This is a genomic window from Leptospira licerasiae serovar Varillal str. VAR 010, assembly GCF_000244755.1.
Taxonomy (GTDB): domain Bacteria; phylum Spirochaetota; class Leptospiria; order Leptospirales; family Leptospiraceae; genus Leptospira_B; species Leptospira_B licerasiae.
On sequence record NZ_AHOO02000005.1, the window covers coordinates 608,178 to 630,900 of the forward strand.

Annotated in this window: 23 protein-coding genes; 15 read left to right on the forward strand and 8 right to left on the reverse strand. The window is 39.0% G+C overall.

Going from position 1 to position 22,723, the window contains the following annotated elements; all coding sequences use genetic code 11:
* The first annotated feature begins 99 nt into the window (after positions 1–99).
* The 5 genes from LEP1GSC185_RS03360 to LEP1GSC185_RS03380 all read left to right on the forward strand — a co-directional run bounded on the left by LEP1GSC185_RS03360 (position 100) and on the right by LEP1GSC185_RS03380 (position 6,638).
* Positions 100–1,593 carry an HD-GYP domain-containing protein gene (locus LEP1GSC185_RS03360; protein WP_008590388.1) on the forward strand — a complete coding sequence of 498 codons (1,494 nt, stop codon included), beginning with the start codon at positions 100–102 and terminating at the stop codon, positions 1,591–1,593.
* 224 nt (positions 1,594–1,817) lie between these two features.
* Positions 1,818–3,305: an HD-GYP domain-containing protein gene (locus LEP1GSC185_RS03365; protein WP_008591785.1), complete on the forward strand. Its 1,488-nt coding sequence runs from the start codon at positions 1,818–1,820 to the stop codon at positions 3,303–3,305.
* 72 nt (positions 3,306–3,377) lie between these two features.
* Positions 3,378–4,523 (forward strand): chorismate synthase, encoded by a 1,146-nt coding sequence (aroC, locus tag LEP1GSC185_RS03370; RefSeq protein WP_008591789.1) that lies wholly within the window; start codon positions 3,378–3,380, stop codon positions 4,521–4,523.
* A 146-nt stretch (positions 4,524–4,669) separates the two neighbouring features.
* A complete protein-coding gene (locus LEP1GSC185_RS03375) occupies positions 4,670–6,124 on the forward strand; it encodes an NADH-quinone oxidoreductase subunit G (protein ID WP_008590751.1) in 1,455 nt (484 codons plus the stop codon).
* Complete coding sequence (locus LEP1GSC185_RS03380; RefSeq protein WP_008591605.1) at positions 6,111–6,638, forward strand: NuoI/complex I 23 kDa subunit family protein; 528 nt, start codon at positions 6,111–6,113, stop codon at positions 6,636–6,638. The genes LEP1GSC185_RS03375 and LEP1GSC185_RS03380 overlap by 14 nt, the downstream gene beginning before the upstream one ends.
* A gap of 84 nt (positions 6,639–6,722) precedes the next feature.
* Here the strand turns inward: LEP1GSC185_RS03380 and LEP1GSC185_RS03385 are convergent, their stop codons facing one another.
* Positions 6,723–7,019 carry a DUF433 domain-containing protein gene (locus LEP1GSC185_RS03385; RefSeq protein ID WP_008590196.1) on the reverse strand — a complete coding sequence of 99 codons (297 nt, stop codon included), beginning with the start codon at positions 7,017–7,019 and terminating at the stop codon, positions 6,723–6,725.
* Between the two features lie 352 nt (positions 7,020–7,371).
* On the opposite strand from LEP1GSC185_RS03385, the gene LEP1GSC185_RS03390 reads away from it, so the two are divergent.
* From LEP1GSC185_RS03390 to rsx, 4 genes are all read left to right on the forward strand, one after another.
* Positions 7,372–7,773 carry a hypothetical protein gene (locus tag LEP1GSC185_RS03390; RefSeq protein WP_008591008.1) on the forward strand — a complete coding sequence of 134 codons (402 nt, stop codon included), beginning with the start codon at positions 7,372–7,374 and terminating at the stop codon, positions 7,771–7,773.
* Between the two features lie 322 nt (positions 7,774–8,095).
* Positions 8,096–9,790: an RICIN domain-containing protein gene (locus LEP1GSC185_RS03395; protein ID WP_008589894.1), complete on the forward strand. Its 1,695-nt coding sequence runs from the start codon at positions 8,096–8,098 to the stop codon at positions 9,788–9,790.
* A 140-nt stretch (positions 9,791–9,930) separates the two neighbouring features.
* A complete protein-coding gene (locus tag LEP1GSC185_RS03400; protein WP_008590710.1) occupies positions 9,931–10,461 on the forward strand; it encodes an RNA polymerase sigma factor in 531 nt (176 codons plus the stop codon).
* 1 nt (position 10,462) lies between these two features.
* A complete protein-coding gene (gene rsx, locus LEP1GSC185_RS03405; RefSeq protein ID WP_008589634.1) occupies positions 10,463–11,821 on the forward strand; it encodes an LIMLP_03685 family anti-sigma factor in 1,359 nt (452 codons plus the stop codon).
* A 64-nt stretch (positions 11,822–11,885) separates the two neighbouring features.
* On the opposite strand, the gene LEP1GSC185_RS03410 is transcribed toward rsx, so the two are convergent.
* On the reverse strand, positions 11,886–12,575 hold the full coding sequence (locus tag LEP1GSC185_RS03410) for a YwaF family protein (RefSeq protein WP_008590401.1): 690 nt from the start codon (positions 12,573–12,575) through the stop codon (positions 11,886–11,888).
* 45 nt (positions 12,576–12,620) lie between these two features.
* Positions 12,621–13,445 (reverse strand): acyl-CoA thioesterase, encoded by an 825-nt coding sequence (locus LEP1GSC185_RS03415; RefSeq protein ID WP_008591319.1) that lies wholly within the window; start codon positions 13,443–13,445, stop codon positions 12,621–12,623.
* Positions 13,446–13,543: 98 nt separating this feature from the next.
* On the opposite strand from LEP1GSC185_RS03415, the gene LEP1GSC185_RS03420 reads away from it, so the two are divergent.
* Complete coding sequence (locus LEP1GSC185_RS03420) at positions 13,544–14,140, forward strand: TetR/AcrR family transcriptional regulator (RefSeq protein ID WP_008589577.1); 597 nt, start codon at positions 13,544–13,546, stop codon at positions 14,138–14,140.
* A gap of 20 nt (positions 14,141–14,160) precedes the next feature.
* Here the strand turns inward: LEP1GSC185_RS03420 and LEP1GSC185_RS03425 are convergent, their stop codons facing one another.
* From LEP1GSC185_RS03425 to LEP1GSC185_RS03445, 5 genes are all read right to left on the reverse strand, one after another.
* The gene (locus LEP1GSC185_RS03425) at positions 14,161–14,757 is read right to left on the reverse strand and encodes a hypothetical protein (protein ID WP_008596271.1); all 597 of its coding nucleotides are present in this window, start codon (positions 14,755–14,757) and stop codon (positions 14,161–14,163) included.
* Positions 14,758–14,834: 77 nt separating this feature from the next.
* Entirely contained in the window at positions 14,835–15,491 is a 657-nt protein-coding gene (locus LEP1GSC185_RS03430) for an SAP domain-containing protein (RefSeq protein ID WP_008589408.1), read from the reverse strand.
* 35 nt (positions 15,492–15,526) lie between these two features.
* Positions 15,527–16,096 carry a DNA-3-methyladenine glycosylase I gene (locus tag LEP1GSC185_RS03435; RefSeq protein WP_008591128.1) on the reverse strand — a complete coding sequence of 190 codons (570 nt, stop codon included), beginning with the start codon at positions 16,094–16,096 and terminating at the stop codon, positions 15,527–15,529.
* A gap of 114 nt (positions 16,097–16,210) precedes the next feature.
* Entirely contained in the window at positions 16,211–16,960 is a 750-nt protein-coding gene (locus tag LEP1GSC185_RS03440) for a glucose 1-dehydrogenase (RefSeq protein ID WP_008590620.1), read from the reverse strand.
* A gap of 53 nt (positions 16,961–17,013) precedes the next feature.
* Entirely contained in the window at positions 17,014–17,442 is a 429-nt protein-coding gene (locus LEP1GSC185_RS03445) for a MarR family winged helix-turn-helix transcriptional regulator (protein WP_008591658.1), read from the reverse strand.
* Between the two features lie 413 nt (positions 17,443–17,855).
* Between LEP1GSC185_RS03445 and LEP1GSC185_RS03450 the strand changes: the two genes are divergently transcribed.
* From LEP1GSC185_RS03450 to LEP1GSC185_RS03470, 5 genes are all read left to right on the forward strand, one after another.
* Entirely contained in the window at positions 17,856–19,379 is a 1,524-nt protein-coding gene (locus tag LEP1GSC185_RS03450; protein ID WP_010514921.1) for a TolC family protein, read from the forward strand.
* An 86-nt stretch (positions 19,380–19,465) separates the two neighbouring features.
* Positions 19,466–20,761, forward strand: coding sequence for an Ig-like domain-containing domain (locus LEP1GSC185_RS03455; RefSeq protein WP_232298408.1), 1,296 nt, complete (start codon positions 19,466–19,468; stop codon positions 20,759–20,761).
* Positions 20,758–21,387, forward strand: coding sequence for a lipoprotein (locus LEP1GSC185_RS03460; RefSeq protein ID WP_008591146.1), 630 nt, complete (start codon positions 20,758–20,760; stop codon positions 21,385–21,387). Before LEP1GSC185_RS03455 ends, LEP1GSC185_RS03460 begins: the two co-directional genes overlap by 4 nt.
* On the forward strand, positions 21,384–22,049 hold the full coding sequence (locus tag LEP1GSC185_RS03465) for a tetratricopeptide repeat protein (RefSeq protein WP_008589651.1): 666 nt from the start codon (positions 21,384–21,386) through the stop codon (positions 22,047–22,049). The genes LEP1GSC185_RS03460 and LEP1GSC185_RS03465 overlap by 4 nt, the downstream gene beginning before the upstream one ends.
* On the forward strand, positions 22,050–22,718 hold the full coding sequence (locus tag LEP1GSC185_RS03470; RefSeq protein ID WP_008591553.1) for a hypothetical protein: 669 nt from the start codon (positions 22,050–22,052) through the stop codon (positions 22,716–22,718).
* Positions 22,719–22,723 lie beyond the last annotated feature (5 nt).

Here is a 22,723-nt window from a genome sequence, read left to right on the forward strand (position 1 = left end):
TTACTAAACCTATAAAGAGACGTATTACAGTATCGGAATGATTCGATTCATCGGATCAATTTGCCGATATTATACTGCAGGAGTTCCTTCCACTTAACGATGGACGCAGCCAGAGATTTACAAAAATTCGATTTTACGGAGGAAGTGATCCAGCACTTTCGAGAAAATAGAATTATACCAGTCGATTTTTATAATAAACACGGACAGATCCTAATCCATAAAAAGGATATGGCCACTGGGGACGATATCAGTCGTCTTCAAAAATTCGAAAAACAAGGAATCTATTTTTTAACTGCGGAGATTGCTAAGATCCATCCAGGCTCCGGTAAAAAAGGTTCCTTAGATCCTTCTTTTGATAAACTTATTAATCCTACACTCACTTTGGATATGTCCAGAGGAGCGAACGATCTATTATCCGACATTAAAAAGTTTCCGTTGAATGGAGAGCATGTTAAAGAGATCAATAAATCCATTAATGCAGTCCTAGACGATTTTAAATCCTCTCCGAATATGGAGACCGGATTGGTCAACATCATAGAAGTGATGAAGAATGCCGGAATGCCTGTAGACTCCGAAGTTCTCACAAAGAGGACTGTGATCGCAATGGCGTTAAAGGTTAGGGCCGCAAAAGTTTTTACCAAAGTGGATATGGAGCAAAAGAAGACTGAACAGATGAATCTGATGATGGCTTCTTATCTTGCGGATATCGGTTACACTCAGATGAAGATTCCGACTCATGCGAACCTAAAACCGGAAGAGTTAGAATATATTAAGAACCATCCGATCATCAGTTACTTGATGATCGCCAATCTTCCTGAGATAGAAGATCCGGTCAAATCGGTAGTTCTGAATCATCACAGACCACATCGTGGAGAAGGGATGAATAATAATTATCCCCAAACCAAACCGTTGGTACAAAAACTCCAAGGTTATAGGGAGAAATACAAAGACGATTATCGCAAAAATCTTTTAGCTACCGATATCCAAAAACAGGTAAAGTCAATTCTGACTAACGCGATCTCCTATGAAGATATCGGAATCCTTTCCATCGCGGGTGAATTCGCTTCTTTGACCACTCCTCAGCCTTGGAGAGAACCGATGGATGGCCTCAAGGCAATGAAGCTCATCTTAAATAATAGTTTTTTTGCTTATAACGAAAAAACACTGAAAGACTTTTTCGATCATGTGGGCCTTTCCTTGTGCGATAACCAACCTTTCGTTAAAGTCGAAGATTATGTTATTGTCGCTTCCCAAGATTCGAATCGTAAGGTGTTTTTTGAGATCTGTATTATCAAAGAATCCCATAAAAATTCCATCCGACCGATGCTGGAAAGGATCGGGACAATCCGACCGAAGTTCGCAAATAACGGAAAGATCAGGATCTCAGGCTTTGAAATGGATAGCCTGAGCGTAGACAGAAGAAGAGCAATTTTCAATTTGGAGCGCAATGCAGACCCTAGAAGGATCATTTACCTAGTGGATCCTGAAATCGATCCTGAGTTTTTTGACTCTTTGGATCGCAAAGTTAGGGAAACATATCCCTCTAGGACTTCTTCCGATTCGGATTCCGCCTCTAAAGCGCCTGTTTCTTGATCGTTAGGCACAATTTCGGAAATTTATTCTTGCCTACTAGCTAGGTTGAATCATTTCTTTGTTACTAAACAAATATCTTACTTAAACGTTATATACTTTGGGCTTATAGTCCGGTTCAAAACTTTGGCGCTACTAGCAGTTTTGATTTCGGATTTCAAAAGTTTGGACCGGAGGGACAAACTTTTCTATTTTTAGCCCTGAGGTAATGCGTATGGATTTTTACTATGACTCAATTTCAAAGTGGTCCAATCGATCCTCTCAGACTTGAAAGATTTGAGTTCAACGCTGAAGTTATCAGCCAGTTTAAAGAAAGCCAATCTATTCCCGTGGATTTTTATAATAAGAACGGGCAAATCTTAATTCACCGCAAAGAAAATGCTAGTGAAGCGGATATTAATAAGCTACAAAAGTTCGAACTTCAAGGGATTTATTACCTACTATCAGAAAGACATAAAGTAGGAATTCAAGCAGAACAACCCGATTCAGTAAACGGCAAAAAAGTTTCTTATATTAAATTAGTGAATCCTGATCTTACTTTGCAGATGGCAAGACAGGCTTCCGATCTTCTCAAAGATTTGAGAGATTATCCTTTAAATGGAAATCATGTAAAGAATGTCGCAAAAGCCATTGACGGGATCTTAGATGATTTTGCAAACAGCCAAGACGTTGAATTAGGTTTGGTCAACGTAATCGAAGTAATGAAATCCGCCGGAGTGGAAACCGACTCTGAAGTCCTAACAAAAAGAACTGTCATCTCTATGGCAATGAAGCTTCGGAGTTTAAAAGCGATCTCGGTCAAAGACAGCGAAAACTCAAAAGCACAACAATTGAACCTGATGATGGCGGCTTATATGGTGGATATAGGCAAAGTCAGAATGAAATTTCCGGTGCATGGGAATCTAAGCACAGAAGAATTCGAATATGTAAAAAATCATCCTATCATTAGTTACTTGATGATTGGGAACATGGCTTCTATCCAAAGTCCGGTAAAAACTGCGGTATTGAACAGTCATAGACCTTATAGAGGAGAAGGATTGAACAATAACTATCCTTCGACTGCATTCTTAACGAAACGATTGGCAGAATATTACGAAAAATACAAGAACGATCCTTCTAGAAGTGTACTTGTGGAAGATATGCAAAGACAGTTGTATATTCTACAAAGTAATTCTTATAGTGAAGATGATCCTGCTATTATTTCCATCGCAGGAGAATTCGCATCTCTTAGCAGCGAACAACATTGGAGATCGGCATATTCTCCGATCACAGCAATGAAGCTGATCCTGAATAACAGCTTTTTCTCATATAATGAAAGAGTGGTTAAGGAATTTTTCGATTTTATGGCCCTTAGCTTATGCGAGAATAAAAGTGTTCTGAACGTGGGAGATTATGTAATCGTAGTTTCTACGGATTCCCAGCACAAGATCCACTTTGAGACTTGTGTGATCAAAGAGATCAATAAGAATCAGACTCGTCCTCTTCTTGAAAGAGTCGGCACGATCAGACCGGTCTTCTCGAATAAGGGAAAATTAAAGATCGTAGGTTACGATCGTAAAACTTTCCGTCCTGATATACGAAAAGCAGTGTTCAATCTTGCCAACGCAGTGGACCCGAGAAGGGTGATTTACTCTATCGATCCTGAGTTGGATCCGCCTTTGTTTGATTTGATCGATAAAAGTTACCGCAAAACAGCTCCGAAATCTGTCGCGTAAACGATCCGCTTTTCCTTTCCACTCTGGAATCCTACTTTCTTCCGTTGGTGGTCTCCTGTTTTCTGGTACTGTATGCCTTCCAGTTGGGGTAAAATATTCAAAGTTAGTACGTTCGGAGAATCTCACGGAGAAGCCGTGGGAGTTGTTGTTGAAGGAGTTCCGGCAGGGATCCCGATCCGATTGGATGAGATCCAAAAGGATCTAAACAGAAGAAGACCCGGACAAAGTAAACTCACCACTCCTAGGGACGAATCGGATACGGTCCGAGTTCTTTCCGGGGTCTTTGAAGGAAAAACGATCGGTAGTCCGATCGCATTGATCGTAAACAATCAGAATACGATCTCAAAGGATTACGAAAATTTAAGGGAAACTTTCCGCCCTTCTCACGCAGACTATACTTATCAAACCAAGTACGGATTTCGCGCACATGTCGGTGGGGGAAGGTCCTCCGTTCGCGAAACGATCGCGAGAGTTGCCGCAGGTGCGATTGCCAGAATGATCTTAGAAGATGATCTAGGTGTCAAAACAGTCGCTTGGGTAGACACGATCGGCACCATTTCTTCCGAAATTGCTGAGAACAAATATCCCCAAACCAGAGAAGAGGTGGATGTAAACGAAGTTCGTTGTCCGGACACTCAAGCTGCGGACAAAATGCGTTCTCTTATTCTGCAAATGAAAGAAGCGGGAGACAGCGTTGGCGGAATTATTCGTTCTGCTTCTTATAATCTACCTCCAGGGTTAGGAGATCCGGTGTACGACAAATTGGATGGGGACATAGCTAAGGCGATCCTATCCATCCCTGCCTGCAAAGGATTCGAGGTAGGTTCCGGATTTTCTGGAACGCTTCTAACCGGAAGTACTCATAACGATGAGTTTTACGTAGAAGAAGGATCAGGAAGAGTCCGCACTCGCACAAATAATTCGGGGGGACTCCAAGGTGGGATCTCCAACGGAGAAACTTTGGTGGTCCGAGCTGCGTTTAAACCCACCTCTACTATTTTCAAAAAACAAAATACAGTAAATATCGAAGGAAAAGAAACCACACTGGAAGCGAAAGGCAGGCACGATCCATGCGTTCTACCTAGAGCGGTTCCGATCGTGGAAGCAGCGATAAACCTGGTTCTAGTCGACGCTTATCTTTACCAAAGAGCGATGAATCCTCAATGGTTCCAGAAATGGGCTCAAATTCCGGATTATTACAAGGATTTAAAACTCTGAATTCGTCTCTTAGTCCGCAATGCACTCTTCAAGAATCTGAGACAGGCTCTCACATCTTTGCGATCTAGAAACGGGTTGCCAACTTGGAATAGTACGTTTCAATTGAGATTTGGCGCCCTGGCTTGTTTAGGAAAACGGAGGTTCGAGTGGTCAAGATAAAGATAGACGGGATCGAATACGAGGTCGACGAGAAAAAAAATCTAATATCCGCCGCGAAAGATGCCGGAGTGGATATACCGTTTTTCTGTTATCATCCTAAATTATCCGTTGTGGGCATGTGTCGTATGTGTCTCATCGAGATAGAAGGGATCCCTCGCTTACAAGTTGCCTGCAATACTAAAGTGACCGAAGGGCTTTCCATTATCACAAAGAGTGATAGAGTTATAGAAGCAAGAGAAGGAACGATGGAATTCCTACTTGCTAACCACCCGTTAGATTGCCCTGTCTGTGATAAGGCCGGAGAATGCCAACTCCAAGATAATTCTTTCGGATCTGGAAAGGGGAATTCCAGATTCACATTAGAAAAAAGGAATATTCCTCAGGAAGAGATCGGTTCCAACCTGATCATTAACCACAATCGTTGTATCGTATGTTACCGTTGTGTTCGCTTCGAGGAAGAGATGGTAGGAGAGTCCAACCTGGGACTCTTTGAGAGAGGATATCATTCTATTATAGGTCTCGCAAAGGAAGAACCTATCGATCATAATTACCAGGGCGCGCTTGCAGATATTTGCCCGGTTGGTGCATTATTAAACCATAAAACGTTATTCAAATCCAGGGTTTGGTGGTACAAATCCGAAGATTCCGTTTGTCCCGGTTGTAGCACAGGTTGTAAAACTTACACGAACGTAAGAGATAACAAAATGTTCCGTTATATGCCTCGTATCGACGAGGAGAAGGACCAGTATTTCCTTTGCGATAAGGGAAGATTCAACGTGGATTGGCTCAATACCAATAGATTGTTCTCCTTCTATAAAAATGGAGAACCAAGCGTAAGCACAACGGTACTAGATGAGATCTCTGAAAAAATTTCCCGGTCCAAAAAGATCGCTGTGATCGGCGGAGCTCATGAGTCGGATCAGAACTTAAAATCCATCAAAGAATCTTTGTCTAAGCTCGGAGTTGCATTCGTAACAGAAGCAAGAGTAGGCTCCGAACAATACAAAGAACCTGAACAAGTGGATTTCCAATATACTACGGACAAAAGACCGAATACTAAAGGTGCTGTAGATGCCGGATTTATTTCCTCAGACGGTATAGATTCTATTCGTTCTGCGGCGGCAAAAGGCGAATTCGATCTGGTTTTTGTAATTAAAGAAAAGATTTCCGAGACCTTGGCCGGCGTTCCTTCTGAATCTATAGTACTCTTAGAAACGAATCTTACGGAAGACGTGACTAAGGCAAAATATTCGGTGCCGATCAAGGCGTATTCGGAACAAAACGGAAGTTTTACGAACAAGAAGGGATGGATCCAGAACTTTAATAAATCAATGGAAGCTCCAAAAGGTCTATCAAGTTCTGCGGAAATCTTCTCGTTGTTGCAAAAGAAAACGTTAGAATTACGTTCTAACCCTAGAGAGGCAGCCGTTGGGAACAGTTAATGTAATTAATGTAGCGGCAAAACATAAGCCGGCTTGGTACCAAAGATTATACTCCTATTCTATCGCGAATGGTCTTTGGATCACTTTAAAACATTTTATCAAAGCTGCTTTTCTAAAAGGTGCAGTTACATTAGAATTTCCTGAAAAGAAAAGAAAGTTCTCTCCTCGTTTTCGTGGAATGCATACCATGAAACGTGACGAGATCGGTAGAGAGAGATGCACTAGCTGTTTCTGTTGTATGTGGATCTGCCCGGCAGACGCGATCAAGATAGAAGCTGGGCATGTTACCCCTGAAATACAGCATCTTCATCCTGAAGACAAGTTTGCTAAGAAGTTTGAGATAGATCTGTTGCGTTGTATATTTTGCGGAATGTGCGAAGAAGCATGTCCTAAAGGAGCAATTTATTTAGATGGTCCTGCAGAAATGGCGGCAGACAATAGAGAAGACCTGATCTTGACTAAAGAAAGAATGATGCAAAAAGTCGGCGGGCCGATCATAGGAGAAAGGCTGTAGTCCTTTGTCCTTTTTTATTTCTATAGAAGACTTGCGGGATTGAGGAGTTCCTCGCCCGCAAACTTTAGCTGTCTTTACTGACTCTTAAGAGACTCTCCGCTCTGCATCTCTTAGTTCCGATGCAAATTCTCTCGGAAGTTCTCTATTTGCTTTATCCAATATCGGAGAATGCAATCTTTTAGAAGCGTATTCCAAACAAGCTTCGATATCCAAAACTTTAATATTCGGATATTCATTTAGGATTTCACGGTATCCGAATCCTAAAAAAATCATATCTAATATTTCTAAAACTCGGATCGAGGTTCCCCTGATAACCGGTTTACCTCCGCAGATGGAAGGATGAGAGATAATACGGTCTAGTGTTTTTGTATCTGTTTCCATTCTAATTATACAACAAAGCCCCAGACCAAATTTTGAATCTTAAATTCTGAAGTCTGAAATTTTTCCTTGGAAAGAAATAATCCCTAAGATTTAGGGAATGAACAACTTTCCCAAAAATTAGAAAAGTAATATAAGGAATAGAAAATAAATAAAAGTAACTAAAATACTCTTAGGACAGAAAAATCGACATAAATCGAGCTAAGTCAATCCAAAGAAAAAGAATTCGATTCGAAGCAGGGCAGCATCGCAGATCATATTCTAATCTAAACACTTTTTGAGTGTTCATAATATGGAAAACGGCTCCATCGAATCAATTTATGTTAAAATAGGCGACGTCTTCCGATATTGCCGGATGGAGAAAGGCCTCTCATTAAAGGAGCTTGCCGATGCTCTTAAAAAAGAATACGGAGTTCCATTCAATCCTAACCTTTTAGGAAAGATTGAAAGAGGAGAGTCCAGGTTACTCACTCACGATTTTATCAATCTTTGTTTATTCTTTCGTTTGGAGCTAAAAGCGTTTCTGGATAAAGATAAGAAGAATATCCATGAGACTGCTCTCGGTGATCTAACGGAAGATCCTGCAATTCGTAGGATCTTGATTTTCATAAGCGAGAACAGAGGTTCCAAAGGATTTGTTACCTTCTTAGAAGAATTTCTAAAATTTATGGGACCACAATTGATCCGAATGAGCAAAGATACGGACGCTAAAAATTTAAAAGCTGCTTCTCCAAAGAAGAAGGGCCGTAAGTCTTAATACATCCCTTTAGTAACTCAGTACTTCTTTTTTCTATAAAATATAGAACAAACTTTACTCTTTAAAATCGAACGCTCTTTCGAAATAAAAATTTTATTTATTTCAGAAATTATATTATCTCGTTTCGAAAATAAGTGAGAATTAAGAAGCATATATTACTCTATCGTTTAAATACTTAAAACCTCCACATTAAAACTAAAGAGGGATCATAATGAAGAGAATTATCATCCGGAGTGTATATACTCTGGTTATCATAGGACTTCTCGGCGGGTCATTCGTGGCTTGTAGCGATAAGTCCTCATCAAACGGAGCGGAGTTAGGAATGCTTTCTAGCCTTCTCCCTTCTAAAAGCGGAAATGGATCTAAGTTATTTAGCGCGGCAGCCAGCACTTATTTTCATAACGAGATTTTTCCTCCACATTGGTTGAATTGGACCACTGATGGTGCGAACCCGATCGAGACAGGACCAACTTTCTTAACTCGCGGTTTGAAATGTAGCGGTCGTTATTGCGACGATGTAAACCTTCTCGCAAGCGAATCCGGATACACTCATACCAATAGTTGGTGGACAGATTGGTTCTCCGAAGAAGGAACTAATTATCGTGTTTGCGATAATAATGCATTCGTAACCGGTATTAAATGTTCCGGAAGTTATTGTGATAACGTTTCCTTAAAATGTTCTCAATTGAACAATAACGGTGTTAGAACCGGATGTTATTGGACTTCCGGTATTTCAGAGGAAGATGGGGGAAAATTTGTAGCTCCTGAATCTATGTATATAGCCGGTGCAAGCTGTAATGGTCGCTATTGTGATACTATGAGCTTATATCTTTGCCAGGCGGATAACGGTGGACCAAGCGTTGACTACGACGCTCTTGCTCAACAATTCGCACCTCGTTTAAGATTCGATCAAGAGACTACTACAGGCTCTGGAGATTCCGGAAAATGTTTTACGAGTGATCCTCAGACTTATTACACTCAAAGAGCCGCAGGAGTTTCCGCGCAAGATCTTTGTAATAAGGATTATTCTACAATTTCCAATAACCAAGTTCCGATTTTCTACGAGACTTCTCCAGTTGGAACGAATGCGGTTCTTATCAGGTACTGGTTCTTCTATGCTTGGCAAAGTACTTGTTTCTTAAGTTTCGGAAGTCACGCTGCAGACTGGGAAGGAATGAGTGTCCTAGTAGTAAACGGACAGATGAAACGAGTTGCTTGGTCTCAACACTCTGGATGGTATTCCAAAGAAACTGGTAACTTTGAAGTAGTGAATGGAACTCACCCTGTTGCGTATGTCGGTAAAAACGCGCATGGATCTTTCCATGATGACGGTGGATCCGGCGGATGTTTGTATTTCGAAGATTTCAGAAATCCAGGCGGTAACGATTACCACCAAGACACTTGGAACAACTTAGTTAAGTTGAGAAGAGGTGGAGACGCTCCTAGTTGGATGAATTGCCAAGGAGACGGATGTTTTGACGGGATCGGTCATCCGATGGAAAGAGGAGACTGGCGTTCTCGTGCAGGTTGTGGATCTGACGGTTGTGGTAAATCTTCTGTCGGAGGAAATATTCCTTTCGTGAATGATCCTACAGGTTCTGATTATTCCGGTATCATGGCAAAACATAGCGGCAAGGTATTGGATGTCTCCGGTGTTAGCACGAGCGATAGTGTTAATATTTGGCAATGGACGAACGTAGGCCAAGACAATCAAAAATGGGCACTTGAGTCTACAGGTGACGGATACTTTAGATTTATCGCAAAACATAGCGGCAAATGTATGAATGTGAAGGGCGGATCCACTGCAGCAGGAATGAATGTAATTCAATATTCTTGCGGCGGAGGAAACAATGAAAGATTCCAATTACTCTCTTACGGAGATGGATTCTTTGCACTTCAAGCAAAACATAGCAGTCAGTGTCTGGATATTGCAGGCGGCGCGACTGGAGACGGAGGTCTCTTGGTCCAATGGCCTTGTGCTTGGACTGATAACGAAAAGTTCCAGTTCTTGCGTTAAAATACGAGGCGGGAAGCCGCCGCGTGACTGAAAAGGTAAGGCTCTCGATTTTTGGGGGCCTTATTTTTTCTGCTTCCGCAGAATCGGAATACCCCAAAAACTAGCAGAAATCCTTTCTTTTCGGCCCAACTGAACTAAAAATGCAAGGTCTTTCCCAACAGGAATTTATTACTCTCTACGAGTCCTGCAAGAATACAGTGTATCATTTCCTGCTCAAACTCTCAGGAAATCCCGAAATTGCCGAAGATTTGACCCAAGAGACATTCTTAAAGGCCTTTGAGGTCATGGATCGTTTTGATTCCGAAAGGGGTAGTTTCTCTTCTTGGTCCTGCACGATCGCTAAAAACCTTTATTTTAAACATTTCAATCGTACAAAGAAGGAGACTGGGAACGTCTCAATTAATGTAGAGAACTTTCCGGAGCTTTCGGGTGGGAATCATGAAGATCCTCTTGAATTGGAGAAAAATTCCCTCAATTTAGCTTTAAAAGATGGGGTTTCCCGTCTTCCCGAGCCTGAAAAGAGTATAATACTACTGAAGGAAATCCAAAAGAAAACTCTCAAAGAGACTGCGGATGCTCTCGGAATATCTGAGAGAACCGTTAGTCGTCGTTTGCTTAGCGCGTTCAGATTATTAAGAACGCATCTTGAAGCGGAAGGGATCGGACTATAAGATGGCATTACATACCCAACAGTCGAATAGTTTCGAAGACCTACTTGAGTCTTATCTTTCCGGTGAGCTTGACGCTGTCGGAAAGAAACAACTTTTGGAGATCGTATTAAAAGACCCTGAAAGAGCGGCCGAATACCGAAGACTTACCCAAATCCAATCCCAGCTCAGGACTTCTGGCGCATTCCAGGAATTAAAAAACCTATCTCCTAAATCTTCCCCTAAAGCAGTCCTACCATTCCCTAAACCTACGATCTATCTTGCAGCGGCAGCTTTGGTATTTGCAGTATTTGGAATATACTTCTATCAGAATTCCCAAATTAAAAAGGGAGAAGCCACTTTAGACAAGTTTACTTATTCATATGGTGACTGTTCTATCGAAGGTAAAACTTCCCAAGCGGGAGAAGATGTATCCGGCAAAAGGATCGTATCCGGAAAATCTTCAGTATGTGACGTTCAGTTAGAAGGTGAAAAGAGTGTGGCTCTTAGAGCTTTGCCAAATACGGACTTCACTGCGGAACGTAAAGAAAATGCAATCCATGTGTCTCTAGGTTACGGTACTATTCTCTTAGATAGCCAAGGCCCTAAGGATTCGGAAAATATCTCCATAGGTTCAGACGATTTCAGATTAATCTTAGAAGGAACTAAGGTCTCGGTTAATAAAGGACGTACTGATTCTTCTCTTTCCGTAAAGGTGTTAGAAGGAAAAGTCAGATTAGAGTCCGGAGATGCGATCTTCTTTGAGTCAGTCTCCAGTTGGCTAACTAAGGAAGAATTAGCGTTACTCGCGAAAGAATATCCTATCCTATTCGATAAAAGACAATTAACGATAGAATCGGGCCAACAACTTGCATGGAAAGGACTCTCTCCCGCAAGAATGGAAGGTCTTAAAAAGATCGAAGATTCGATCAAGGCCAGTAAAAAATCCCAGCCTAGCGCTCAATTAGATGAAACGCTTATCAAAAGCCTAAAACCTCATGTAGATTCTCTTCCTAAAGATCCATTCTTGATCTCTCCTAAAGAGCTTAAGAACTCTCTTAAAAAAATACTTCCGGACGAAAAAGCGGATCTTGAAAGAAAATTTGCAAGTATGGTCCGTTTCCCGCCAAAAGACCTGAAAGAAAGAGAACAACTAATGGAATTGGTCAAGAAGGTGGACAAGGCATCCATTACGGATATCTTAAATAACAAAGGTCCTGGTATCGGTAAGGCAATTTCTCAGGAAGTTCGTATCCTTTATCTAAAAGACGGATCTATGGAAAGAGGGATTATCTACCAGCAAGATAGTTTCTATGTGGTATTAAGACCTGATGGAAACTTGATCATTCCTATGGATGCCGTAGAAAGAATAGAATCAGAATAAATCTAGGTGAACTAGGTTTTTGCAAAGATTGAAGATCTACCTAGATCTTGATGATAATATTTTTCTAACTTTCCTCTCTTAGGTTTTTCTTCCAAAAAGGAAGATATAATAAGGTAAATAAGATCATCCCTAAGGCCTGCATCCAAAGAATGTAAATTGGCCAAGGACCTAAATAATCCATGAGAGAACCTGCAGCGGACTTTTCTCTCATATATCCGTAATTTGCATCTAAGGCAAAATCTATAACCAAAGCAGTTACGACATAGATTTGGGTGTAAAGAACGGATCGAAGTACTGCTCCTTTTCTAGGCGTCAGTTCTAATCCGAAAACAACATAAAGAGCAGATATTACAAGGCCAGAATGAGCTATGAAGAATATAAAAAAGTAAATATGAGGAAATGTTACGGATAGATCCGGAGTGATCACTCCTTGCATAGAACCTGCAATTACCCAAAAATAAGAAAGTTCCGCAAGAGTTCTATTTCGGGTAAATAGGGCCAAGGAAGTTACGATTGCAGACCAATTACAAAACTCCATAGGTAAATCATAACGTACCTGCCAATAACCTGAATCGATCCTATATATTACATAAATACAATAGTTTAAAAGTAGAATTACTCCTAGGATAAACCCGATCATATTTTTGATTTTTGGAGATGCGAACTTTCTAGCGGTATAAGGTAAGCCGAGGCCGAGGAATGCAGTTAAGAAAAGAATAATAAAATGGAGAGGGTCCCAATGTTCGAATCTCATCGAGGATACCCTCTCCTTACGTCAGCGAAATTTCAAATCATAAATTCAATCAAAGATTGGCGCATTTTTTACGCTAAAGATCATTTTCATTTCTTCTTCAGTGAATTGATGCGGTCTCTTTCTTTTTAGATCCATAAATAGTCCGTGTACGAAAGAAGTAAGGACTAATTTTTTGGTTTTTTTCGAGAATACGTCATGGCGGAAGGCCAATCGATTTTTTTCCGATTTTTGATATACGGTTACTATCACATAATCGTCCGGGAAACGCATTGAGTCGAAATAATTCAACTCAGCCTTGTAAACAACCGGGCCGATCCCTTTTGATTGTAATGAATGCAAATCCAGTCCGCATTGATAAGAGGAACGGATCCTTGCGTCATCCAGATAGTATTGGATAGTTTCTAGATTTACCTTACCTTCCGGATCCATTTCCGCCCAACCTACGCTGATCGGATGATAGAATGCATAAGGATAATTTTCTTCGGAATAAAAGACTTCTACAGAATCGTCAAAAAGACTTAATACGAATCTTGCCTTACAGACCAACGCCGAATCGGAAGCGCGAAAAATTTCCTGCATGATCTCCGTGGATTCAGGGTCGGAGTGAAGAATGTCCGTAGTGACTACCGCATCTTCCGGGTATTTTAACTCTGCTTTATATTCTATTTCGCATAGGCGGACTACCAAGCGGTCCGAACTTAGGATTGTTTCCCCTTCTTCTTTTAAAAGTTGGAAGGTTTTGATCCTTGCTTCTTCAAAATAACTTTGGTAGGTGCCATTGTTTACATGTCCGTTTACGTCTATATCAGATTTACGGACTGGAACTGCGAAAGATGTTATGATCTTATCCGTTTTTTCCATTAGCCTCATAAAAGCCTCCGGTAGACAAAGTGGTCTACTTGGTAAATTCCAGAATAAATTATGGTAGACAAATCGGTCTACCATAATTATAATCAGAAGAGAAAAATATGAGAATCCAAAAGGACTTAATCCGGTCGGAAGACCCTGCCAAGGACAGGATCTTAAAAGCTGCTTTTAAATTATTCTATTCCAAGGGTTATCCCAATACTGGGATAAACGAAATTTTGGAAGAAGCGGGAGCTTTTAAGAAGAGCCTATACATTCATTTTCCTTCTAAAAAGGATCTGGGTAAGGCATACCTTTTGGAACAAGAAGAAGCTATATTAGGTTTTGTTAAAAGGATCGCTAAGAGAGAAAAAAAATATTCGGATTTTATTAAATCTTGGATGAAGATGCTAAGAAGAGGTTTGAAAAATACTTATATTTACGGTTGTCCTTACGCAAATTTATCCAATCAAACGCATGATGAACCCGAGATCTCGGATTTTGTAAAGGTTGCATTGGGTCGCTGGGTAAAAGATTTCGAAATCTGTTTAAAAGAAATCACGTGGAGCTCCAAAAAGGAAAAAACTGGACCTGAGCTAAAGGAAATCTCGGAAAGTATTCTTTTTTATTACCAAGGCGCGTTACAGTTATACGGAATGTCCGGTGATTTTAAACATATCCATCGATTGGAAAAAGCGCTTCTATCTTTGGACAAATAGAATTATATTTTTAGAATATATTAGTCCCAGATAGAATTGGCACATTCTATTAGGTCGCCTGCAAAATAATGAGGGAAAGAATAAGCCAATTTTCCCGTTATAGGATTTAGGTCTTTATAAGAAACGGAATCTATTCTTAAAGTGTCCGATTCGTCCCTATAAATTCTGAATTTTAAGTGAAGTTTGAATTTATCTTTTCCAAATTTGAAACTTGTATTGCCCTTACACGATTTAAAACAACTATCGAATACTTCTTCGGTGTTTCTGTTGGAGCGGAGAGTAAGCGACTGTTCCTTACAATTGAAAGAACATTCGTCCGGATCGGCAGGCTCGTACGGAAATTCAACGAGCACTTCTTTATTCCCTTCCGTCTTATAAGAACCGTGAATGGTCGGCACTAATTCTCCTGGTCTTCTGCTTCGCATAGTTGCGCCGGAAGGAGGGCTAAGTATCAACTCCAAACCGCTAATCTCTAAGTATAGTTTAGAATCTATTTTGGGGAAATTTTTTTCCCAGTTTAAACATACAGCCTTATTTTCCGACTGAGCTCCTAAGAAAAAAGGGAAACTGAACGTGATACAAAATAGAATGGAGAATGAGAACAACTTAACTTTCATTTGCTTTGACGATTATTTTATAATGGGTCCGGATAGTCTACCAGCAGAAAAACCCGATTTTCATTACAGATTTAGCATTACTTATTACTATTAGCCTCCAACTTTCGGATCTCTTTGGCAAATTCTTCCAAAAGAGAAGGATCGAATTTTTTACTGCCAGCTCTGTCTCGGACTTTTCCCCATAAAAAAGCAGCTATATTCAGTTTATTCTTAAACGCAGAAGTTTTCGGATCGGAATGAAAATCTTTTACGAATCGATTCCATCTTAGAACGCGATCATCCGGCCGTTCTTCCTTCGGTGGATTTTCATATACTTTCAAAAGATCTTGGACGGAGAGCTTTAGATTCCCAATCTTCTCGGCATCTCGAACTGCTTCTGCCATTGCCTTGGTAAAACTGAATTTTTTGAGATCATAATACTTTCTGCAGAATTCCCTGAATTTAGAATCAAATCGAATTCCTTCCGGAATAATTTTAGATTTAAGAGTGATCTCATTTTCGCTTTTGATTTTTCTGCGAACAGGGTTATGCCTTCGAGAAGAGTTTTCTTTCTTTAAGAACTCTTCTCTTCCTAACGCAATGTAAGATCTTAATCTTTCTTCTAATTCGGCTTTTGCTCCTTTGGAAGAAATCTTTAAATTCATACAAATTTCCTGTAATTCTTCTCTGTACCAATAGTAGGATTCGAATTCGGATATCGTTTTAATTTTTTCGAAAGAAGGACGGGATTTCATTTTTGTTTGTTGGGGTTCCCACCGAAGGGAGAGATCTATTTTTTCTTCTTAGAGTTCCAAGCTGGCTTGGACTGCATGGCCTTTTTGTAAATGGGACATCCTGGACCGTGAGCTCCTTCTAAATATCCAGTGCTCATTAAAAATTCGTTCACTATTTCTCCCCCGACAAACACGAAAGTTTTTTTGAATAGCTTGGTCCATTCTTCTAATGATTTCGGATGATGGGAATGCAACCAATCTTGGAAACTTCCGAATTCTTTTTGGAGACCGATGATCACGTTTGCGTTATGGATAGCCGCGTTTATTTTGAGTCTATTTCGAATAATGCCCGCATCGTTCATGAGTCGATCGAAATCTTTTTCGGAAAATTTTGAGATCTTTTTGATGGAGAAGTCTTTGTAAGCTTTGCGGAAGTTTTCCTTTTTTCTTAAGATCGTAGTCCAAGATAGACCCGCTTGATTGATTTCTAAGATAAGTCTACCGAATAGTTCGTCGTCCGAATTTAGGGTAAAACCGTATTCAGTATCATGATAGATCTTGTTTTCAGGATCTTGATCCTTTTCGAGTGAAAGAACATAATGACAATATTTTGTAAGAGCTTTCATATAATTAGAAGAAGATAATCTTAAGAGTTAAGTCGCTTCTTACAAAAGAACAGGCAAGAAATTTTTTGGATCCTTCTCTTACCTGTTCATAAAACTACTAAATGAGTACTCGGTCTAAAAACCGATCAACATACCCCCATCCACTCTAAGAGTTGCCCCTGTGATCCAATCTGCTTCCTCGGACGAAAGAAAGGCGACCGCAGATGCAACCGCTTCTTCCGGATTTCTTTTGATCTTTAAAGGAATGGAGTCTAGGATGGATTTTCTAATTTCTTCCGGAACGTGTTCGGCAAATCGGTTATTGATAAAACCCGAAGCGACACAATTCACAGTGATATTTCTAGAGGCAAGCTCTCTTGCTGCAGATTTGGTAAGAGCAAATAGTCCGGCCTTAGCAGAAGAGTAATTTGCTTGTCCCGCATTTCCATAAAAACCGGAAACGGATCCTATGTTTACGATCCTACCGGAACTTTTTTTTAACATAAACTTTGCAGCAGTCTGGATCCCGAAAAAAGCCGCTTTTAAATTTACTGAGTGCACCTTCTCCCATTTTTCTTCGGACATTCTTAATAGAAGATCGTCCTGAACCACTCCGGCATTATTGATCCAGATATCTAAGGCGCCGGTTTTCTCGATTGCAAATTCAGCTAATTCCTTGTTTTGGCTTTTGGAAGTTACATCGCAGGTTTTCCAAAAGATTCCTTCCGGATTAAATTTTGCTAATTCATCTGCTGTTTCCTTACAAGTGGAATCTTCTAGATCAGATAGGATGACCTTCGAGCCCCGTTCCAGAAACATTTTTGCGATCGTTTTACCGATTCCTCTTGCTGATCCTGTGATTACTGTAGTTTTACCTTCTAACATGATCGTTCTCCTATTTATTTCGATGTCGAAATATATGTTCAAAAAAATTTACATCACAAATCGAAATTCGAATGAATTTTAGTTAAAATTCGCATGAATTCTTCTTTTTCTTCCTCTTTTAAATTATGACTGAGTTTTGTTAGTGTGGCCTTTGAGGCTTTTTGCACTTTCTCTAAGGTTTGTTTTCCCTTGTCCGTTAGTTCAGCGGAAGTTACCCTTTCGTCTTCGTATGGCTTGGATCTTTTAACATAGCCTAATTCTTCCATTTTGTCCAAAAGAGCGGTCACAGTAGAGTTGGTTCTGTCCAAGAATTTTGCTAATTCGCTCATTGTCAGCGGACCTTCTTTACCCAAAACAAACAGTACACCTCCGTGGGCTGGAACCAGATCTTTGATTCCTTGCTTCAGGAATTCTTCGGATAAATGTTTTTGGATCCGGTCCCTGGTTCTGGATAATAGATGAATTACATACTCCGGTTTCATTTATTTAGACATCGAAATAATAGATTGGTTTTGTCAAGTTGAAAAGTTTTTTCTCTGATTAATAATGTCCGCTATATGCAAATTCGTATGAATTGATAATCTTTAATACTCTCTTTGGGATATGTTTGTGTTCGTTTAACGTAGTTCTTTGAGAAATTAAACCTTAGAAAATATTTTTATTTCAATTTTAGTTACCTGAGGGACGAAAAAAGATAATGGGTAACTATGTTTATAGACATATGACATAGTTACGATCTATGCAAAATTGTAAAATACGTCGTTCGAGCTTGACCGAAAAGAGGCTCAAAAAAAACTCAATTTTCATAAAGATATTTTTATGTGTAAGTTTTTTCAAAAACTACGGAATTTTATCAGGATTTGTCGCAGTCGACTTAAGAATAAATAATATTCATATGAAGAAGATCCTAGGCACCATTGTCTGTCTCCTTTTTACCCAATCTTTTTTCGCAAAAACTGTTAATGACGGAGTTGAAATGGATCTGGAAAAGGCAGTTCTACTCGGTCTGGCGAATAATGTTATCTTAAAAAATCTCGAACGACAAAATGAAGTCTTTCAAATGACCGTCCGAGAAAAATGGCGGGAATATCTTCCGAAATTAGGTGTTTCTTATTTTGGTCTTCGGAACTTAAATCAAAATCAACAAGATTCAGTTTATAATGATATTCGTTTAACAATTCAACAGTTAGTTTATGATGGAGGGGAAAACGGAAGACTAATAGAGTCCGCTAGATTATCTGCTGAGATTAACAAGGCTGAAATTCAAGTTCAAGCTCGAAAAGCTAAGATAGATGTAGTCCGCCAATATATGAAAATCATTTCTAATCGCGGTAAATATCTTTCCGCGAGACGTTTGTACAGAAGTTTCGAAGGCCAATTGAGCGACACTACCCTGGAATATAAGAATGGATTAAAATCTAGATTAGATTTTCTAGAAGTTTCCGCAAAATTTAACGAAGCGAAACTATCTTTATTAAAGGCAGAGACTGAATTCAAAAATTCGATCACTGAACTAAAGTTAATCCTTCAATTAGAGGACTCGGACGATTTTGTAATTCAAGAAAACATTTTCTATGATTATTATATAGAGGACCCTAAACCCATTTTAGATGCCGATGAGGGAAATTTAGAAGAGAATCGCCCAGACCTTAAAAAATCTAAAATAATCGTAAATCGATTGAAATTGGAAAGGGAATCATTAGATTCCGCGTGGAAACCAAAATTATTTGCCGGTGGGTACTATGGTAAAAATACAAACGACGTATTGCCGGTAATTCATGATAATTATGGATTTAATTTTTCTGTTGTTGTTCCCTTAGGGTCTTCTACTCTTCAATCCCAATCTAATTATGGTATACAAACTGATGGAACTGGTATTCAAAGAATCCCAGGATACGGACCTCAATTTGTAGGTCAAGGTGCGAACTCTTTTAATAGTGCGAATTTGCAATTATTTGATAATCTAAGCCAGGCGCGCAAAGTATTAGAAGGCGAGCTTAAATTCGTAGATGCAAAATCTTCTTATGAATTTGCTAGAAAGCAGGCAAAATTTGAAGTCATTAAAGCCAGAGATAAATTATTAGAAAACTATTCAGTAATTTCTGTGCTTAGTCAAAAGGTACTTCTCTATTTAGAAAATTTTCGGATTAATCGTGTTAAGTTCAAGAGTGGTCAACTAAAGAGGACTGACTTATTGAAAAGTGAATATGAATTTTCTAAAACGCAGGACGATTTGGCTGAAGCATATTCTGAATATCTGAGATCCTGTTACGAATATTTCTATGTAACAGGAAGAGATATTGCAGACCTTCCTTTTTATAAGGTCAATTTAGGCCGAGGAAATAGCATTATTGCAAAATTAGTTAAAGAAACAAGAGAGAACGAAGACTTCTTTCCGGAAAAGGGCAGAAAAAAATGAAATTTAACTTTTTGAGAAAGTCAATATATGGGCTTTCTATATTCTTTCTAATTTCTTGCGACCAGCTAACTGGATCGGCAGATAAGATGTTCCCATTTTTAGGTGGTTCCGAAAATCCAAAGCTGGTATATTCTTATCCTTTGAAAGATACAGCGAACATTCCTCCAAATGCAACAATATCTTTTCTATTCGATAAGGAAATGAATATCGATTCTTGTATTTCAGCCTTCGTTATTGATCCAAAAACTACCGGCTTTTTTGCTAGTAATCCATTTGGTTTTGAATTTACTCCTTCCGCTCCTTTATCGGATGGGACATATACGATTACTATAACAAAGTCCTGCGAGGCTAAATCTGGACTAGATCTAGATAATGTTTTCGTTTTAAGATTTGCCGTCGGATCGATTCCAGGTGGAAATCAATTATCGCCAACTGTTGTAAGTTCTTCTACATTGCATGGCACCCCGGCAACTTGTAATGCCGGGTCTGGAGCTTCTATTAATTTTTTCACAAACACTGTCGAGGACGGTTGTGTGGGAACGGTTGCCTCACGAACTCCAATTCAGATTGTTTTTTCCGCACCAATGGATAGGACGATTACTACATTAGCTTTGTCTTATACGGCAGGTCTTGCAGCGTCTATTTCGTGGTCATCTGATTCGCAGACTCTTACAATATTACCTGATGGCCCGCTTAATTTTGGATCGAGATATACGTTTAAGATCGATTCCACGGCCCAAAGTCAGGTCGGCTATCGGATAGATGCCCCATTTACTGCAAATTTTGTTGCCGGAGGTTTAAATCCTTTACCGGCAGTGCAAGCCGTAGGCTTGGAAAGCCAAGGCTGTTCTACGACATATCCCGGTTCGGGTTCCGCCTCAGGCGGGGACTGGACTTTAGGTAGTTGTTTTTGGGATAACTCGCTTCCTCTACTTTCTTCCGGTTCTTATAGGTTTAGAGGTGGAGATGACGGTTCAGGAGCTATTGGCTCTTCGAATGCTTGTGCTGATGTAAATACAGATAATTTTAGAATAATATTCAATAATTACATGAATACGGGAAATACTGTAAATGCTGTACGGATGCAGAGGGTTTCTCCCCCTTCTTCTAATATAAGAACGGCAACTTATTTGTGGTCCGATTGTCAGTCAGCATTTCCGTTTGGTTGCAAAGTTCTTACAATAACATTTGCCGAACAAGAATCATCTTGCAATGGAACTTTATTTGGGGACTCAAGTACAGGTGGAGATTTCAATCTAGATAGAACAGATAACGCCCCTGCAAATTTTCCTTTCTATCAACTGATAGTAGATACTTCCGCCCAAGATGTGAACGGAAAAAATTTAAGTTCTCAATTTATTTTCGGTGTAGAGGGGAAATGAAATATTTTATTATTATTCCGATTGCTATTAGTTTATCGATGCAATGTGTTTTTATAAGAAATTTCTTTCCAGCAGAACCTGAAATTGCAAGAAACAATGGTAAAACGGGCTATGTTCTAATTGCTCCGATCCGATTGAAAGATTCAACTGGAGGAAGCTTTGTCGCAGAAGTATTTCGAGAAAATCTGAGATTCGAATTGGCAAAGCAGGGCTTTGTTTCGGCCGCTTTGGATGAAACAAATAGAGAAAGTCTACCATACAAAGATGGTGGTAGAATCACGTTTCCAGAAGAACCGTCTGACGTTAAACAGGTGAATTCTACCGTTTTAAATTCAAAGGAAGAAAATCCAAAATTTCTAGGAATTTCTGAAAACGAATTAAGAAATCTCTCCGATAAGACGAAATTTGATTATTTTCTAGAAAGTACTGTAATCTTAAAAGAAACTGGAACTGTTTTGGATCCAGTCTATTCAGTTTCTGTTTTTATTCGTGTGAGCAGCAAATCTGGAAAGAAATATGGTGAGATCCGGTTTTCTTCCGATACTACAAAAGAAAAGTTAGATGATACAGTAAAATATTCTGCTTACGGATTGGTGAAACAAATTAAGGATTTGGTTAAGGAATGATTAAGGAAAGGCTCTTCCAGTTAAGAACATATTTAAATCTTAAGATTATAATAATTTTCTCAAGTGTTCTGATTGCGATCTTTGGTATTTTTCTTTCTTGGCATTTTATTAAATTGGCAAGACTCAATACGGTTTATCAGGAAGCTATTTCTGCATATTCAGTTAAAAATTTAGATAAATCTAAGAGCCTGTTGTTGCAAATTTATGAATCTGATTCTAATTTTAAAGATGTGTCTTTTTTATTAGGAAAAATAGAATACTTTTCTAAAAATTTTAATCAATCTATAGATTATTTCAAGAATTGTGCCGACAACGGTAAGCTAAACTGCAAGCTTTGGATTTTGAAGTCGTTGATTCATTCGGGTAAAGATTATGATCTTTCGGAAAAAATTTTAAATCAACTTTCTGACGATGGATTTGAAAATCCCGAGTTAGACCAATTTAGAGGTATTCTATATGAGAGAAAAGGAAAATTAGATTTAGCATTGGAAAGCTATAATCGGTCAATTTCATATACATCAGCGATCCTACCCTCACTAGCACGAATGGAAGCAATATATAAAAAAGCTGGGTTTTCAGATAAAGCTCAGCGTTATAAGGAATTTTCAATTGCAGTTCAAGAATTAAACAGCGCTTTTAAAACAAATAAAAAGGAAAAATGAATGAATTATTTGAAAGGAATGTATTCCTATTGTTTAAATTTTTTTAATGATTATGTTAAAACTGAACCTGAAGTTTTAGCTCAAAATGTTAAAAAATTTCTCATTATTAGCATAATCGGCGAAGTTATTCTGATCATATTTTATGTAATTCTTAACTTGGTAATAACCTATACAACGAATTACGAAGATGTGGTAGCATTAAACATTAGGATGAGATATCTATTTGAGCAAAGAGAAGTATCGCCTTTTCTATATTCAATGAATACATATCCATATACAGTTTTTTGGGGCGCTTTTTTTATTATACTTTTTCAAATAATATCTATTTTTTCTCGCTGGGGTCTAATAAGGCTATTTTCCGAGAAGCACACAGATTTAGGAAGGGTCGCATTAGTTGAAATTCATTCTTTCTCTAGATTCTTTTTTTCACTTTTTCCACTTTTACTTATCGCTAAAATTTTTCCTCAAAGTTGGAAGTTACAATTACTACCTTTGATTTTTTATGTATCCGTCTATATGCTTACTATATTATTCGGAGCATTTTTTTATTTAAAAAGATGGATATCGGTGACTAACGTAGTTTTAGACCAACCTACAGGAAGATCTATAATTACTTGGTCTTTCCCATTGTTAATTGTTGGATTCTTAATTTGGATTGCTTACAGTTGAGCTAA